The sequence below is a fragment of the Amycolatopsis azurea DSM 43854 genome (assembly GCF_001995215.1).
Lineage (GTDB): Bacteria > Actinomycetota > Actinomycetes > Mycobacteriales > Pseudonocardiaceae > Amycolatopsis > Amycolatopsis azurea.
The window spans coordinates 218,024-233,532 of the sequence record NZ_MUXN01000011.1; the positions used below are offsets into that span (position 1 = coordinate 218,024).

The 15,509-nt window shown below is 70.2% G+C and carries 10 protein-coding genes; 5 read left to right on the top strand and 5 right to left on the bottom strand.

All coding sequences use genetic code 11. The features are described 5' to 3' along the window. Position 1 precedes the first annotated feature (1 nt). Entirely contained in the window at positions 2 to 2,413 is a 2,412-nt protein-coding gene (locus tag B0293_RS15665) for a beta-L-arabinofuranosidase domain-containing protein (RefSeq protein WP_005156738.1), read from the bottom strand. 295 nt (positions 2,414 to 2,708) lie between these two features. Here B0293_RS15665 and B0293_RS15670 point away from each other — a divergent pair, with 295 nt between their 5' ends. From B0293_RS15670 to B0293_RS15680, 3 genes are read left to right on the top strand one after another with little or no spacing between them, the layout of a single operon-like run. Continuing rightward, the gene (locus B0293_RS15670; RefSeq protein WP_005156742.1) at positions 2,709 to 3,470 is read left to right on the top strand and encodes a DeoR/GlpR family DNA-binding transcription regulator; all 762 of its coding nucleotides are present in this window, start codon (positions 2,709 to 2,711) and stop codon (positions 3,468 to 3,470) included. Further along, on the top strand, positions 3,467 to 4,360 hold the full coding sequence (locus B0293_RS15675; RefSeq protein WP_005156744.1) for a carbohydrate ABC transporter permease: 894 nt from the start codon (positions 3,467 to 3,469) through the stop codon (positions 4,358 to 4,360). Before B0293_RS15670 ends, B0293_RS15675 begins: the two co-directional genes overlap by 4 nt. 3 nt (positions 4,361 to 4,363) lie before the next feature. Further along, positions 4,364 to 5,191: a carbohydrate ABC transporter permease gene (locus tag B0293_RS15680; RefSeq protein WP_005156746.1), complete on the top strand. Its 828-nt coding sequence runs from the start codon at positions 4,364 to 4,366 to the stop codon at positions 5,189 to 5,191. A gap of 396 nt (positions 5,192 to 5,587) precedes the next feature. On the opposite strand, the gene B0293_RS15685 is transcribed toward B0293_RS15680, so the two are convergent. The 4 genes from B0293_RS15685 to B0293_RS15700 all read right to left on the bottom strand — a co-directional run bounded on the left by B0293_RS15685 (position 5,588) and on the right by B0293_RS15700 (position 14,090). Further along, positions 5,588 to 6,949 carry a GH1 family beta-glucosidase gene (locus B0293_RS15685; protein WP_005165006.1) on the bottom strand — a complete coding sequence of 454 codons (1,362 nt, stop codon included), beginning with the start codon at positions 6,947 to 6,949 and terminating at the stop codon, positions 5,588 to 5,590. Between the two features lie 11 nt (positions 6,950 to 6,960). After that, on the bottom strand, positions 6,961 to 8,217 hold the full coding sequence (locus tag B0293_RS15690; protein WP_005165004.1) for an ABC transporter substrate-binding protein: 1,257 nt from the start codon (positions 8,215 to 8,217) through the stop codon (positions 6,961 to 6,963). Between the two features lie 32 nt (positions 8,218 to 8,249). Next, positions 8,250 to 11,903, bottom strand: a complete 3,654-nt coding sequence (locus B0293_RS15695) for a BTAD domain-containing putative transcriptional regulator (protein ID WP_005165003.1) — start codon at positions 11,901 to 11,903, stop codon at positions 8,250 to 8,252. A 102-nt stretch (positions 11,904 to 12,005) separates the two neighbouring features. Next, a complete protein-coding gene (locus B0293_RS15700; RefSeq protein WP_005165002.1) occupies positions 12,006 to 14,090 on the bottom strand; it encodes a BTAD domain-containing putative transcriptional regulator in 2,085 nt (694 codons plus the stop codon). A gap of 317 nt (positions 14,091 to 14,407) precedes the next feature. Between B0293_RS15700 and B0293_RS15705 the strand changes: the two genes are divergently transcribed. Then, positions 14,408 to 14,659: a hypothetical protein gene (locus tag B0293_RS15705; RefSeq protein ID WP_005164998.1), complete on the top strand. Its 252-nt coding sequence runs from the start codon at positions 14,408 to 14,410 to the stop codon at positions 14,657 to 14,659. A gap of 84 nt (positions 14,660 to 14,743) precedes the next feature. Continuing rightward, positions 14,744 to 15,379: a helix-turn-helix transcriptional regulator gene (locus B0293_RS15710; protein ID WP_005164996.1), complete on the top strand. Its 636-nt coding sequence runs from the start codon at positions 14,744 to 14,746 to the stop codon at positions 15,377 to 15,379. The last annotated feature ends 130 nt before the right edge of the window (positions 15,380 to 15,509 follow it).

Sequence of the window (15,509 nt, forward strand, 5' to 3'; positions counted from 1 at the left end):
GTCAGTCCAGCAGGCGCCACAGGTGGTCGGCGGTCCCGTTGTCGTCGAACTGGACGACGATCGCCGAATCCGCCGTGGACATCAGGTCCACGCCGAGGACCTTGCCGGAATTGAGGTTCTGCAGCCGGAACCAGCCGTCCCCGTTGTCCAGGAAGCGCCACAGGTGGTCCGCCGTGCCGTTGTCGTCGAACTGCACGACCCGCGCCGAGTTCGCCGTCGACATCAGATCGACGCCGAGGACCTTGCCGGAGTTGCGGTTCTTGACGCGGAACCAGCCGTCGCCGTTGTCCAGCAGCCGCCACAGATGGTCCGCGGTGCCGTTGTCGTGGAACTGGACGACCTGCGCGGAGTCCGCGGTGGACATCCGGTCGACGGCGAGGAGCTTGCCGGAGTTGCGGTTCTCGATCCTGGTCCAGCCGGACCGCCAGGGCCGCGAACCGCCGGTCGTCGGGAACGACGTCACCCGCAGCCGCGCCGCGCCCATCGGGATCAGGGTGACGCGCTGGACCGGGGTGTTCACGGCGACCGGGCTGTCGGCCAGTTCGTCGATCACGTCCTGCTCGCCCGCCTGCCACCCGTCGATGCGCTGGGCGTCGGCGGTGAGCCGGACCGGGCTGTTCGCCGGGGTGAACGGGTCGAGCGGGTTCCCGCCCGTCGTGACGACGGTGAACGCGGCCTGCGGCACCAGGCCGTAGTTCCACGCCGATCCGGGTCGGACCTCGTGGACCGGCCATTGCTCGTCGCCCGCGACCCGGCTCCAGTTCTCCTGGATCGCGAGGGAGTACGTCAGTGGTCCGCGGTCGACCGAGACGGAGTCGTGGTTGCGTGCCCAGGTCCGCGTGCGGGTGGTCATCGGCAGCCGCAGGGTGACGCGGTCGCCGGTGCGCCAGACCCGGCGGACGGTTTCGTAGCGCGGGCCGCTGCTCACCGCGACCGCGCCGCCGTTGACCGACAGCGCCGGGGCCGGGCACCAGCCGGGGATCCTGACCTGGAAAGGGAATTCCGTCGGTTTCGGCAGCGAGAAGGTGAAGGTGATGGTGTCCGAGAACGGGTAGGTAGTCGCTTGGGTGACGGTCACCGAGGTGCCGCCCGCGACCTTCGCGGTCACCGTGGACGCGCCGTACAGCATCGCGCAGAGACCGCCGCCCGCCGTGGCCTGCCACATCTCCTCGACGTAGTACGGCCAGCCCATCCCGTAGTTGTGCGGGCAGCAGCGGTAATTGTCGATGCCCGGTTCGTAGGCCTGCATGGCGAAGTCGTTGTCGAACTGGCTCAACGACTTCGGCCGCCTGTCGAGCTGGATCCCGTTCGCGGACGTCACGTAGTGGATGCTCCGCCCGGCCGGGTCCAGCGCGGCCGGAAGCAGGTTGAACGCGAGTTCCTCGACGCGGTCGGCCCAGACGGGATCGCCGGTGGCCCTGGCGAGGATCTCGTGGCTCATCATGTACTCGACGATCCCGCAGGTTTCGAAGCCCTGCCTCGGGTCGTCGTAGCCGGGCCGGACGTTCTCGTCACCGGCGAAGCCGCCACCCGGGAACTGGCCGTAGCGGCCCTGGATCCGGTCGTAGTTCGCGTAGGCGCTCGCGCGGTGCGCGGGATCGCCGGAGAGGACCCAGAACTGGCCCGGTTCGCGGAAGCCCTGGGTGATGTTGACGTTGTGCCCGGTCGGCAGGTTGTCCACCCAGTTCGCCGAGTGCCGGTGGATGGTGCGGACCAGGTCGAGCAGGAACGCCTCGCCGGTGCGGTTGTAGAGCCAGTGGACGACGTCGATCGTGTCGGCCCAGCGGGTGTGCCCCCAGCCGTCGGTGTACACGGACGTCGGTTGTGCCGCCATGAACCGGAAGTACCGGCTGAGGAACGGGACGACGCGAGTGTCCTTTGTGTACTCCTCGTACGAGCGCAGCGCGTGCAGCATCGGCATGTGCGGCCACAGATCCGCGTGACCGGATTGCCGGGTGCGCAGTTCGGACGGTCCGAAGTAGCCGTCCGGGGCCTGGGTGGCGAGGACGGCGTCGATCCAGCGGCGCGTGTCGGCCAGGACGCGGGCGTCGCCGGTGACGTAGCCGAGGTCGCCGTACCCGCGCAGCCAGTACGGCACCTCCTCCCAGCCTTTCAGCGCGGGGCGTGTCCAGCCGGTGTTGTCGAACGCGAGGTAGTGCGACACCTCCTGGTATCGGCCGTTGAGCCCGTCGAGCTGTTTGCGGAGCTGGGTGGCCAGCCAGCCGCCGGCCCTCGCGGAGCCGGGTGGGAGCCGCAGCAGGGGAGCGGGCAGCAGTGGCGCCCGGTTGGCGACATAGGGCGAGACGGCGGCGGTCGCGGCTTCGGCGGTGGCCTGCGTGGCCTGGGCTCCGATGCCGGCGGCCAGACCGGTCGCGACGGTGGCTTTGAGGAAGTTGCGGCGGGGGACTGACATGGGGTTTCCCCTTTCCTGACCCGGTCCGACCAGATTTACATCGTTGATACAACGTTGTAAATCCGCCGTTCGCCGAAGGGCGGGGCCGAGGAGGTCTCCTGGTCGCGAACACTGCTCAAAAGGGCAGCCTCGCCGTCGATTCGGGCAGTGCCCGGCGAAAGTCCACCCCGGCTAATGTCCTCATTGGACAGAGCGCCGAAAGCGGCTTCGGTTTCCCGTGGGTTCCGTTGTCGGACCGGAGAGAAAGCAACTATTGTCGCCATGACCGCTCATCCGCCAGGGCAGGAGGTGACCGTTGTACGCCGAAGAGCGGCAGCGCGCCATTCTCAAGCAGGCCCGGCAGAACGGCCGTGTCGACGTGGCGACGCTCGCGGCGGCCTTCGAGATCACCAGCGAGACCGTCCGCCGCGACCTGACGGCGCTGGAGCGCAGCGGCGTGGTGCGCCGGGTGCACGGTGGCGCGATCCCGGTGGAACGGCTGGGTGTCGAGCCGGGGCTCGAAGCCCGCGACGCGGTGATGACCGCGGAAAAGGACCGAATCGCCCTGGCCGCGCTGGAGCAGGTCCCCGCCGAGGGCGCGATCCTGCTGGACGCGGGCACCACCGTGGGACGGCTCGCGCACCTGATCCCGGCCGACCGGGAACTGACCGTGGTCACCCCTTCGCTGCCCAACGCGTTCGCGCTCGCCAACCGGCCCGGCATCACGGTGATGCTGGTCGGCGGACGGCTGTGCGGGCCCACCCTGGCCTCGGTCGACAGCTGGGCGCTCAACGCCCTCAAGGACACCTACGTCGACGTCGCCTTCATCGGCACCAACGGTCTTTCCGTCGAGCGGGGGCTCACCACGCCGGACACCGCCGAGGCGATGGTGAAGCGCGCGGCCCTCGCGTCCGCGCGGCGCTCGGTGCTGCTGGCCGACCACACCAAGGTCGGCAACGACCACTTCGCCCGCTTCGGCGAGCTCGAGGACGTCGACACCCTGATCACCGACACCGGCATCGATCACCGGATGGCCGACGAGATCACCCGGACCGGCGTCAAGGTGATCGCCGTTTGAGGCGGACGGGCGAGCGGCTCGCCGGATACCTGATGACCGCGCCGTTCTACGTGCTTTTCGGCGTTTTCGGTCTCTTCCCGCTGCTCTACACGGCATGGGTGGCGCTGCACCATTGGCATCTGGTCAACGGCGACACCGGGTTCGCCGGGCTCGGCAACTTCGCCGTCCTGCTCCAGGACCCGCATTTCTACAACGCGCTCTTCAACACGGTCAGCATCTTCGTCCTGTCGACCGTTCCCCAGCTGCTGGCCGCGCTCGGGCTCGCCGCGCTGCTCGACCGCCCGTTGCGTGCGCGGACGCTGTGGCGGGCCAGCGTGCTGCTGCCCAACGTCGTCTCGGTGGTCGCGGTGGCGCTGGTGTTCAGTCAGCTCTTCGCCGAGGACTACGGCGTCGTCAACTGGGCGCTGGGCCTGGTCGGTCTCGATCCGGTGGACTGGCGATCGGACCGGTTCGCCTCGCACGTCGCGGTGAGCGCGATGGTGATGTGGCGCTGGACCGGCTACAACGCGCTGCTCTACCTCGCGGCCATGCAGTCCGTTCCGCAGGAGCGCTACGACGCCGCCATGCTCGACGGCGCCTCCCGCTGGCGGACCTTCTGGTCGATCACCGTGCCCGCGATCCGGCCGACGATCGCCTTCACCGTCGTCGTCTCGACCATCGGCGGGCTGCAGCTGTTCGCCGAACCGCAGCTGTTCGACGACTCCGGCACCGCCGGGACCGGGGGCGCCGACCGGCAGTTCCAGACGCTGGCCATGTACCTGTACGAGAAGGGTTTCGGCGAGTTCGACGCCGGATACGCGGCGGCCATCGCATGGCTGCTCTTCCTGTTCTCGGCGGGGTTCGCGCTGGTCAACTTCTCGCTCGTGCGCCGGATCCGGGGCGGTGAGTGAGGCGTGGCGGCAAGGCAAAGGACCGGATTCGTCGTCTACGGGCTGCTGCTCGCCGTCGGCATCGCGTCGATCTTCCCGCTGTACTGGTCGTTCGTGGTGTCCTCCAAGGACAATTCCGCCCTCGGCGAGACCACCCCGCCGCTGCTGCCCGGCGGCAATCTGGTCGAGAACGTGGGCAGGGTCTTCGACACGGTGGACTTCTGGCTGGCGATGCAGAACTCGCTGATCGTCGCCGGCACGGTGACCGTGTCGAACGTGCTGCTCTCCAGCATGGCCGGATTCGCGTTCGCGCGGCTGCGGTTCCCCGGCCGCGACTCGCTCTTCCTGGTCGTCATCGGCACCGCCATGGTGCCCGCCCAGCTCGGTGTCATCCCGCTGTACCTGGTGGTCGGCGAACTCGGCTGGTACGGCCGGCTGGAGGCGGTGATCGTGCCGGGGCTGGTCGGCGCGTTCAGCGTGTTCTGGATGCGGCAGGCGTGCGAGGAGGTGATCCCCGGCGAACTGCTCGACGCCGGACGCGTCGACGGCTGTTCACCGGCGCGGCTGTTCTGGAACGTCGCCCTGCCCGCCATCCGTCCCCAGGCCGCCGTGCTCGCGATGCTGACGTTCATGACCGCGTGGAACGACTTCTTCTGGCCGCTGATCGTGCTCGACCCCAACGCGCATCCGACCGTCCAGGTGGCGTTGTCGCGGCTGGCCAGCGGCTACTTCACCGACTACTCGCTGATGCTCACCGCGGCGTCGATCGGTGTGCTGCCGGTCATCGTGCTGTTCATCCTGCTGGCCAGGAAGGTGGTCGACGGTGTGATGCGGGGCGCGCCACGGGCTTGACGGCCGTGGTCGCGGCGCCGTTTTAGCGCGACTGCTTCTTCGGGGTTCTATTGAGGAGAAGAGCAAATGTGGCGGGTTCATTCGCTCGCCCGAACGCCGACCTCGAGTGTTGTGAAAGCCACTTCCGCAACGTTGAAGGTTGCGGAAGTGGCTTTCACAACGCTTCGGGGACTCCGCCGCTCACTAGGACGGATGACGCGGATGACAGGGACTCTCCGCTCGTGCGATGAGGGGAAAGTCCCCTTCACCGGGCTGATCGCTGACGAACACCGGTCCGTGAAGGCCTCCTTGAAGGACCCAGGGTCCCTCAAGGAGGCCTTCACGGACTTGGCACCGGGGCCGGAGAGCGTCGCCGTTCTCCGGCGACGACGGCGTCGACCGGATCGGCCGCAACCGCTAAAGCCCGTTGCGCGCCACCACGTCCGCGTAGAACCGCGCGCTGTCCTTGAGCACCCGCTCCTGGGTTTCGAAATCGACGTGCACGAGGCCGAACCGCTGCGTGTACCCCATGGCCCACTCGAAATTGTCCAGCAGCGACCAGGCCATGTAGCCGCGGATGTCGGCACCGCGTTCGATCGCGTCGTGCACGGCGGCGAGGTGTTCGGCGAAGTACCGCACGCGGTTCGCGTCCCGCACCCGCCCGTCGACGACCTCGTCCACGAAGGCGGCGCCGTTCTCGGCGATGACGAGCGGCAGGCCGGGGCAGTGGTCGTGGAGCCACAGCAGCAGATCGGTGAACGACTCCGGCCGCTGCTCCCAGCCGAGCGAGGTCAGGTCACCGCGGGGCGGCGTGACGTCCATCCCGCGCAGGCCGGGCAGCGGGCAGTTGCTGTCGGCCTCGGGGTCGTCGAGCGGGACGGCGCGGGCGGGGGCGTAGTAGTTGACGCCCAGGACGTCCAGCGGCTGCGCGATGATTTCCAGGTCGCCGTCGGCGATGGCCGGTTCGAGGGTGCCGAGATGCGCCAGATCCGCCAGCAGTTCGGACGGGTAGCCGCGGCCGAGCAGCGGGTCGAGGAAGAACCGGTTGTGCAGGAAGTCGAATTTGCGCGCGGCCTCACGGTGCTCGGCGTCGTCCACGTCGGTGAGCACCGGGGCGAAGTTGAGCACGATGGACACTTCCTGCTCGCCACCGTTCGCCCGCAGCGCTTGCGCGGCCTGGCCGTGCGCGAGCAGGAGGTTGTGCCCGGCGACGAGCGCCGCGCCCTCGTCCTGAAGACCCGGAGCGTGGTCGCCGTTGCCGTAGCCGATGAAGGCGGCGCAGAACGGCTCGTTGATCGTGGTCCACTGCCGGACGCGGTCGCCGAGTACTTTGTGGACGGTCAGCGCGTAGTCGGCGAACAGGCCCGCGAGATCGCGGTTGGGCCAGCCGCCTTCCTGCTGCAGCGCCTCCGGAAGGTCCCAGTGGTAGAGCGTGACCATCGGGGTGATCCCGTGCTCCAGCAACGTGTCGACGAGTCGATCGTAGAAGGCCAGCCCGCGCGGTTCGATCGTGCGGCCGTCCGGCATGACCCGCGACCACGCGACGGAGAAACGGTAGTACGGCACACCGAGTCCGCTCAGCAGCGCGACGTCCTCGCGATAACGCCGGTAGTGGTCGCAGGCCGGGTCACCGGTGGCGCCGTCGAGCACCGTGCCCGGTCGCGCGGTGAAAGTGTCCCAAATGGACGGTCCGCGCCCGTCCGCCGTCGTCGAACCCTCGATCTGGTACGCCGCCGTGGCCGTGCCCCAGCGGAACCCGGCCGGAAAACTGCGTGTCACGCCGTCCCCACTCAGTTGGCGGCCGCGGCGCGGCCTTCGGTCGAGGCCTGGCTCCAGGCCTGGTCGAGCGATTGCTTCCCTTCTTCGACACGGCCGAGCGCGTGCCCGTACACGGGCCGCACCTCGCCGTCACGCAGCCCGCGGTAGTTCGGCCGCAGGGCCTCGGCGGACGCGGCGAAGATCTTGCCGATCGGCGCGCCGCTGAAGTAGTCGCTGGTGTGGGACAGCACGGCGGGATCCTGGTAGGCGCCCAGCGCGCTCGGCAGCAGCCCGCTTTCCAGGAAGATCCGCTTCTGCTGCTCGGGCGCGGTCAGCCAGACGGCGAGGTCGTAGGCCTCCCTGCGGTGCGCGCCCTGCTTCGGGACGGTCAGGAACGACCCACCCCAGTTGCCCGCCCCGCCAGGCACCGAGGTGACGTCCCATTTGCCGGCCAGTTCCGGGCCGCCCGCCTCCTGGATCTGGGTCAGCATCCAGGCGGGACACGTGATCGCTGCGAACCGGCTCTGCTTGATGGCCACCGTCCACGGCTGCGTGAAGGTGGTGACCGCCGCCGTCTCCTTCTTCAGCGCCATCCCGCCCGCGAGGTCGAAGGCCTTGCGCACGTTCGGGTTCCGGTCGGCGATGAACGTGTCGTCCTTGGCGAAGTAGTTCTCCTGCGCCTGGTTGAGCATCGCCGTGTAGACGGTGCCCGCCGAATCGGCGAACTTGACCCCTGGCGACCGCGAGCTGAACTTCTCGCCGGTTTCGGCGAACTTGTCCCAGGTCGGCCACAGCGCGGCCACCTGGTCGCGGTCGGTCGGCAGTCCGGCGTTCGCGAACAGGTCACGGCGGTAGCAGAGGGCGAGGCTGCCCATGTCGGTCCCGAGGCCCATCACGAACTTCCCGTCGTCCGCGGTGCCCTGGTCCCATTTCCAGCTCGGCCAGTTCTCCTTCAGGCCCTGCGCGCCGAACTCGGACAGATCGCTGAACTTGTCCGTCGACTGGCGGAACTTGGGGAGGTACTGCTCCTCGATGGCCACCACGTCCGCGCCGCCGCGTCCGGCGCCGAGGCCGGTGGCCAGCTGCCGGTGGTGTGTCTCGAAGTCGGCGACCCGGCCCTCGACGGTGATCCCGGGATGCGCCTTCTCGTAGTCGTCGAAGAGTTTCTCGTAACCGAACTCGCCGAAGGTCGCGACGGTGAGCTTGATCGGCCCGCCGGGTTCGGAACCGCCGGAACAACCGGCGAGCAGCAGCACGAGGGCCGTCAACGCGGCCGGCATGCGGGTCATGGTTCTCCTCGGTCGGGCGGGGATGGTCACGGTCACGCGAGCCGTCTCGGCAGCTGATCGCCGACGGTCAGCCGCGAATCGGCGTGCAGTTTGGTCAGCACCCGGGACACCAGCGACTGCACCGTCCTCCTCGGCAGGCTCAGCTCCGCGGCGATCTCCGGATTGGACATCTTCGCCGCCACCAGCCGTGCGACCCGCAGTTCCAGCGGCGACAGCGCCCCGGCGTGCCGGGGACCCCGCTCGGCACGGCTCAGCACACCGTAGCGGCGCAGCCTGTTCTCCGCCCGGCGGATGCTCCAGGTGGCGCCGACCGGCCCGAGCACCTCGCACGCCTCGGTGAGCGAGCGGGTGGCCGCTTCGAGGTATCCGGCGCGGCCGAGCAGTTCGGCGGCGTCCTCCAGGGCGGACGCGAGTTCGATCGGGCGGCGGACCTCGCGGTAGTGGTCGGCCGCGGCCAGCACACCTTCGGGGTCGCCGTCGATCAGCGCCCGGCACCGGGCGGCGGCCGCGGTGGCCCTGGCGGGAACGGTCTCCAGGTTCGCCTCTTCGTCGCAGACGGCGAGCGCTTCCCTCGCGACGGCCTCGTTCCCAGCCGCGAGCGCGACGCGGACGACGTCGGGAAGCCATTGGTGGCGCAGCATCATCCGGGCGTAGTCGGGCTTCAGCACCGGCGCGACCAGGCGCAGCGCGTCGTCGAGCCTGCCGCGTTGTTCCGCGGCCATCGCCATCGCCGCGAGGTAGAAGTCGCAGCTTTCGCGTTCGGACGAGTTCGACGGCGAGTGCGCCTCGGCCGCCTCCAGATGGTTGCGGACGGAGACGCGTTCGTCGCGGTGTCCCGCGATGAGCGCGGCGACCCCGTGCAGCAGCAGGGCGGCGGCGCCCGGCTCGCGGACCCCGTAGAAGGTGATCGCCGGACCGTCCTCGGTGACCGAGTCCAGTTCGGCCAGCGCCTCGTCCCAGCGGCCGGTCCAGTAGTAGTGCACGGCCGCCGAGACCTGCGGACCGGTCGGCAGGCCGTGCCGCGCCGCCGTCTCGTACCCGGCGTGCAGCGTGGCGTCGGCCTCGTCGAGCCGGTCGAGGTTCTGCAAGGTGAAGAGGCGGTTGTCGAGCAGGTCGAAGCGCAGCGTCGCCAGGTCGGCCTCGTCGCCGGTGGTCTCGAGCGCGGCGTCGACCGCGGTCAGCGCCCGGTCGTGCTCACGGCGGATCGAGTGCACGAGCCACAGCGTCTGCTGCGCGTGCGCGGCGGGATACCGCTCGCCCTTCTCGACGGCCTCGGCGTGCAGGCCGCGCGCGATCCGTTCGGTCTCGCCGAGATCGTCGAGGGTGCCGCGCCGGAAGTTGGCGAGCAGCGTCCGGGTGCTGGTGCGCCACAGCTCCGGCATCGACGGGTCGTCCGCGGTGTCGGCGAGCGCCTCGATCGCGCCGGGCGTGTCGCCCCGGCGGTAACGCAGCGCGGCGAGGACGTGCCGCATCTGCGCCAGATCCGCCTTGCCTGCGACCGTCTTCACCGCCTGCTCGGCTTCGGCCTCGGGATCCTTTTCGAGCCGGAACAGCACGCGCACGAGCGCGGCGATCAGCGTCTCCCGCTGCTCGCGGGTGGGAACGGTGCTGTCGAGCGCGCCGCGCAGGAGGTCGGCCGCGATGTGGGGGGCGCGGTTGGAGACCGCGATGTGGTTGGCGGTGAGCCACTCGACCAGCCACGGGTCGTACGGCACCGGCCCCGCCGCCAGTTGCTCGGCGACCCGCTTGATCGGCGCGCCGGCGCGTGCGAGCGACTCGGCGGCGCGCCGGTGCAGCGCGGCGCGGACCGGTTCGGCGATGCCGCCGTAGAGCGCCTGCCGCTGGAACGGATGGTGGAAGGCGAGTTTGTCGCCCGCGTACTCGATCACGCCCGCGGTGGTGGCCGGTTCCAGTTCCTGAAGGACCTCCAAGGGGCTCTTGCCCGCCAGCGCGGCGAGATCCTCGACGGCGAACTCCGCGCCCAGCAGCGACGCGGTGCGCAGGATCTCGGTCGTGGCCGGGTCGAGGGTCTCCAGGGTGCGGCCCACCGCCGCGAGCAGCGACCGCGGCGCGTTCTCGGTGCCGTCGAGCGTCACCTCGGCCACGCCCGCCTTGATCCGCAGCGAGCCGGTGCGGACCAGATCGTTCGCGATTTCCCTGGCGTAGAGCGGATTCCCGGCCGCGCGCCGGACCAGCGGCCGCAGGCTGGGCCCGAGTTTCGCGGCGAGGATCACCTCGAACACGGAGGCGATCTCGTCGTCGGTCAGCACCTCGACCGGCATGAGCTCGCCGTCCCTCGCCTCGACCCCGCGACGCAGCTGGGCCAGGTCGCGGCGGCCGTGCCCGGTGCGGGTGGCGGCGACCAGCAGCAGCGGCAGCTGGCGGGTGGCGGCGGCGAGGCGCTGCCACAGCAGGACACTGGCCTCGTCGGCCCAGTGGAGGTCGTCGATCACCAGGACCAGCGGGCCGGCCGCGCAGGTCTCGTCGACCAGTGCCAGCAGTTTGTCCACAGTGGACAGGATCGGGTCGGCGGGGCCCCAGTTCCCGTGCGCGGGTTCGGCGTGCAGTTCGCCGGCGAGCTTGGCCTTGGCCGGATCCGCCGCGCCGTGGTGCACGCCGAGGCACTCCATGATCACCTGGAGCGGGAACCGTTGCTGGAGTTCGTCGGCCGCGGTCCAGGCGAGCTGGCAGCCGCGTGCCGCGGCGTTCGCCAGCCCGGCGATCAGCAGTTCCGATTTGCCGATACCGGGTTCGCCTTCGAGCCAGACCGGACGGCCGCGGCCGGCGAGCACGTCGGTGACGAAGCCGTTCAGCCGCTCGACCTGCCGGGTCCGGCCGGGCAGGCTGCCCTGGCCGCCGCGTTCGATCGCCTTGGCCACCGGCGGCGGCACGATCCGCACCGGTACCGGTTTCGATCCGGTGACAGGTTTCTCGCTGCCGTCCAGGATCCGCTGGTGCAGGTCCCTCAGGGGGGCGCCGGGCTCGACGCCGAGTTCGTCCCGCAGCACGCGCCGGGCATCGCGGTAGGCGGTCAGCGCCTCGGTCTGGCGCCCACTGGCGTGCAGGGCGCGCATGAGCGTCTCGTGCAGCGACTCCCGCAACGGGTGCTGCTGCACCAGCGCGGTCAGCTCGGCCACCAGTTCGCGATGGTCGCCGAGGCCGAGCAGCGCGGTGGCCCGCAGCTCGGTGGCGGTCAGCTGGAGTTCGGCGAGCCGGACGCGTTCGGCCTCGGCGAACGGGCCGGGTACGCCGGAATACGCCTCACCGCGCCAAAGACCGAGGGCGGCGGTGAGCCGGGCGGCCGCGCCACGCTGATCCGCGTGCGCGAGGAGCCGCCGGGCCGTGGTGGCTTCCTGTTCGAACCGGCGGACGTCGAGCGCCTCGCGGTCCAGCCGCAGCACGTAGCTCGATCCGGACGAGTGCAGCACCTCGTGCGCGTCGCCGCCCGCCTTGCGGATCGCGCCGCGCAGGCCTGAGACGTAAGTGTGGACACTGCCGGTGGCGCTCGCGGGCGCCGACTCGCCCCAGACGTCGGAGATCAGTTCGCCGAGCGAGACGGACTGGCCGCAGCGTGCCGCCAAGGTGGCGAAGACCGCGCGCTGACGGGCGGGCCCGAGCTTCAGCTCGACGTCTTCGAGCCAGGCACGAGGAGGCCCGAGCAGCTCGACGCGCAGCCCGTTGGTCACACCGGCTCCATTTCTGTCCTCACCGAAAGTGGCCGGATCACTACCGTGCCCCGCAGTTTAGGACGTGCCCGGATCAGTTCGGTTGCGCACCCCGGGCGTACTTCAAATCGCGTCGCGCTGCGGCGGCACGGCGGGACGCGTGAACGCGTGCAGCGGCGCGCACCACGGCTGCGCCGCCCCCAGGGCACGGTCGGCCTGCCAGGTGGCGGGCGTGTCCGCTTCGGGCAGCAGCAGCGCGGCGAGTTCGCCGGTCAGGCTCTGATGCTGTTCCTCGGTGAGATTCTGTTGGTGCGAAAGCAGATGGAGCAGTTCGACGGCGGGACCGGTGGACAACGCGCGGACGTTGTCGAGCAGCCATTGCGGGATCCAGCGCGCCGTCAGTTCGTCACCGACCTGGAGCAGTTGCTCGGCGACCCGGTCCGCGGGCGCGCCGGAGCCCGCCATGGTCGCGGCTATCTCCTGGTGCAGCACGGCGCGGATGGCGGGCGGGGTGTTCGCGGCGAACACCGCGCGCACCAGGGGGACCCGGAAGCGCAGGCGGTCTCCCTCGGTCTCCAGCACGCGCGCGGCGAGTGCCTCCTCGACCGCTTCGATGAGCGCCCGTAGTTCGCGGCCGGTGACGCCCGCCAGATCGGCGACCGTGAACGACGAGCCGAGCAACGCGGCGGAGGTCAGCGTTCGCTTGCACGCCACGGAAAGCGTGGCGAGATGATCTTCCACCGCGGCGGCGGCCCGGCTGTGCGGCGCGGTGCTCGGCTCGCGGCCGTCGGCGAACTCGGCGAACACCTCGGTCAGGTAGCCGGCGTTCCCGGCGGTGTACTCGGCGGCGAATCCGAGGAAGTCCTCGCCGGGATCCCTGGCCAGGGTCTCCTCGGCGAGCGCGGCGACGGCCGGGCCGTCGAACGGCGGGAGCGAGACGATCTCGCCGTCGAGCCGCGAGCGGAGGACGTCGAGCGTGCGGCGGTGGGGGAGCGGGCGGGCCGAGCCGATCAGCAGCAGCGGCAGGTGGGTGGTGAACCGGTGGAGCCGCTGCCAGGCGAGCAGGCTTTCCTCGTCGGCCCAGTGCAGATCTTCGAAGACGAGCACCCGGGGTCCGTCTTCACACAGTTCGGTGACCGTTTTGCCGAGATCCTCCAGCGCTTCGCCTCCGAGGGCGTCGGCGATGAGGCTCAGCGGGACCGCGCCGGTCAACTCGTCGGCCTCGACCCAGCGTGTGCGGCTTCTCGCCGTCGCGAGGGCTTCCGCCAGGAGCGCGGTCTTGCCGCTGCCCGCCTCGCCGTCCAGCCACATCGTCCCGCCGCGGCCTTCGTCCAGCAGGGCGGACAGGTGCTGACGGACCCGGCCCAGTTCGTACTCGCGGCCGACGAACGCGGACGGCCGTTCGGGCTGGGCCTGCGTCGGCCGGTGGTGTTCCAGCTGGTCCTGGTGGTGCAGCGTCGGATCGTCGTCCAGGACCCGCTGCCGCAGGGCCAGCAGTTCCGGGCCGGGTTCGAGGCCGGACTGCTCGATGATCGTCTCGCGGGCGCGGTCGAACGCGGCCAGCGCCTCGGCCTGCCTGCCGGACCGGAACAACGCGGTGATCAGCATGCGGTGCAGGCCTTCGCGCAACGGATGGCGTTCGACCAGCACGGCCAGTTCGCCCACGAGTTCGCGGTAGCCGCCCAGGTGCAGCGCGACCTCGGCCTGGCGTTCGAGCGCGCTCATGCGGAGTTCGTTCAGCCGGGCGCGCTGGGTCTCGGCGAACGGACCGGGGATCCCGTTCAGCGCGGAACCCCGCCACTGCCCGAGCGCGGAACGCAGCGACTCCAGTTCCCGCCGGTGCTCGCCGGCGAGCCGGTGCGCGCGGGCCCGTTCCAGCTCGGCCTCGAAGACGTGGACGTCGACCTGCTGCCTCGGCAGATCGAGGCTGTAACCGGCGCGGGTGGCGACGAGCGGTTCGCCCACCGGCTCCAGCGCGCGGCGCAGCGCGGAGACGTAGGTGTAGACGATGCCGGTGGCGCTGTCCGGGGGCCGCTCGCCCCAGACGGCGTCGATGATCTCCTTGCGGGAGACGAACCGGCCGGCGTGCAGGGCGAGCGCGGCGAAGACCGCTTGCCGCTGAGCGGGACCCAGGGCTATCTCGCCGTCGCCGTGCCGGGCGGGGGAACCGCCCAGGAGCCGCACCGTCAGCGAGGGAACCTCGTCCATGACCTGCCGCCTGTGCGTCCGACTGCCGAAGAGCGTCCTGCTCGGCGAAATCCTAGTGGCGCCGATGTGGGTTTCGCAATCAATCGGGCAGCCGCCGTGTGGGTTTTGTCCGTCTGTTATGAGACATTCTCGGGTTTTGCCAGGGTAGTTCGGTTCAGCGGTCTTCACGTCCGTGAACAGGGTCGAGGTTTGGTGCCCGTTCATGTGGTTTTCAGGGCGTGGACAGGTGAGGGACGACCGGGCAAAGCCACCCGTTCGCAGGGGCAAAGTGTCGGCTGACGCTGGTCGTGGCATGCGCGGCTCTGCATGCTGTGACAGTGAGCCAGGATCATGAACAGTTCGCCGGGGACGTCCTGCTCGGTCTCGCCCACGACGGCAGGCTGGTGCTCGACGCCGACGAGGCCGAAGCGCGCATCGCCGAGCTTCGGCGGACTCTGGCCTACGGCTACGCCCTGCTCGCCGACCCGGACTACACCGGACCCGAGGACAGGCTCCGTGACATCCTCGACGAGCTTCCCAAGTACGTGGAGGCGTTTCAGCAGGCCACGAAGTCCTTCACGCCTCGTTGAGAACTCGTGGAGAGTTCGTGAAGAGCTCCTTCGCAGACTGTGTCCCATCCGACTGGGGCCGCGGATCAAGCGGAGGGGACAGAGGTGGACACGGAAACCCGACAGATCACCGTGGCGGTGCACGCGCCCGATCCGATCACCACGGCCGGCCTGGCCAGTCAGCTGGGCACGCAGCAGGGGATCGACATCCGGGACTGGGATCAGCGCGCCGAGACCGACGTACTGGTGTTCGCCGCCGAATGGCTGACGCCTGAGACCGTGCTTTGGCTGCGAAGGCTGGCCGCCGAGGACGGCAAGCCGGTGGTGCTCGTGGTGAGCCAGATCAGCGAGGCGGAACTCGTGCCCGCGATCGAATGCCGGGTGGTGGCGGTCCTGCCGCGCTCGGCGACGACCGGTGAACGCCTGGCGCACGCGGTCCGCGCCGCGGCCACCGGCGGCGGCGTGCTCCCGCCGAGCCTGCTCGGCGAACTGCTCAAGCACGTCGAACGGCTGCAGCGCGAGGTGCTCGATCCGATGGGCGTCAACACCGCCGGGCTCACCACGCGGGAGATCGACGTGCTGCGGCTGATGGCCGAGGGCAAGGACACCGTCGAGATCGCCGGTGAACTCAGCTACTCGGAACGCAGCGTGAAGCACATCATCCAGGGCATCACCGGACGGCTGAAGCTGAAGAACCGGCCGCACGCCGTCGCCTACGCCGTACGGGCGGGCGTCATCTAGCTTTCCCGGGCGCGCGTGAAGGCCCCCTTCCCTCGGCTCAGCCGAGGGAAGGGGGCCTTCACGCGCGTTGGGGGCGATCTCGCGTGCTTGGGGGCGGATCTCGTGTGATCAGAGACGGATCTCGTGTGAT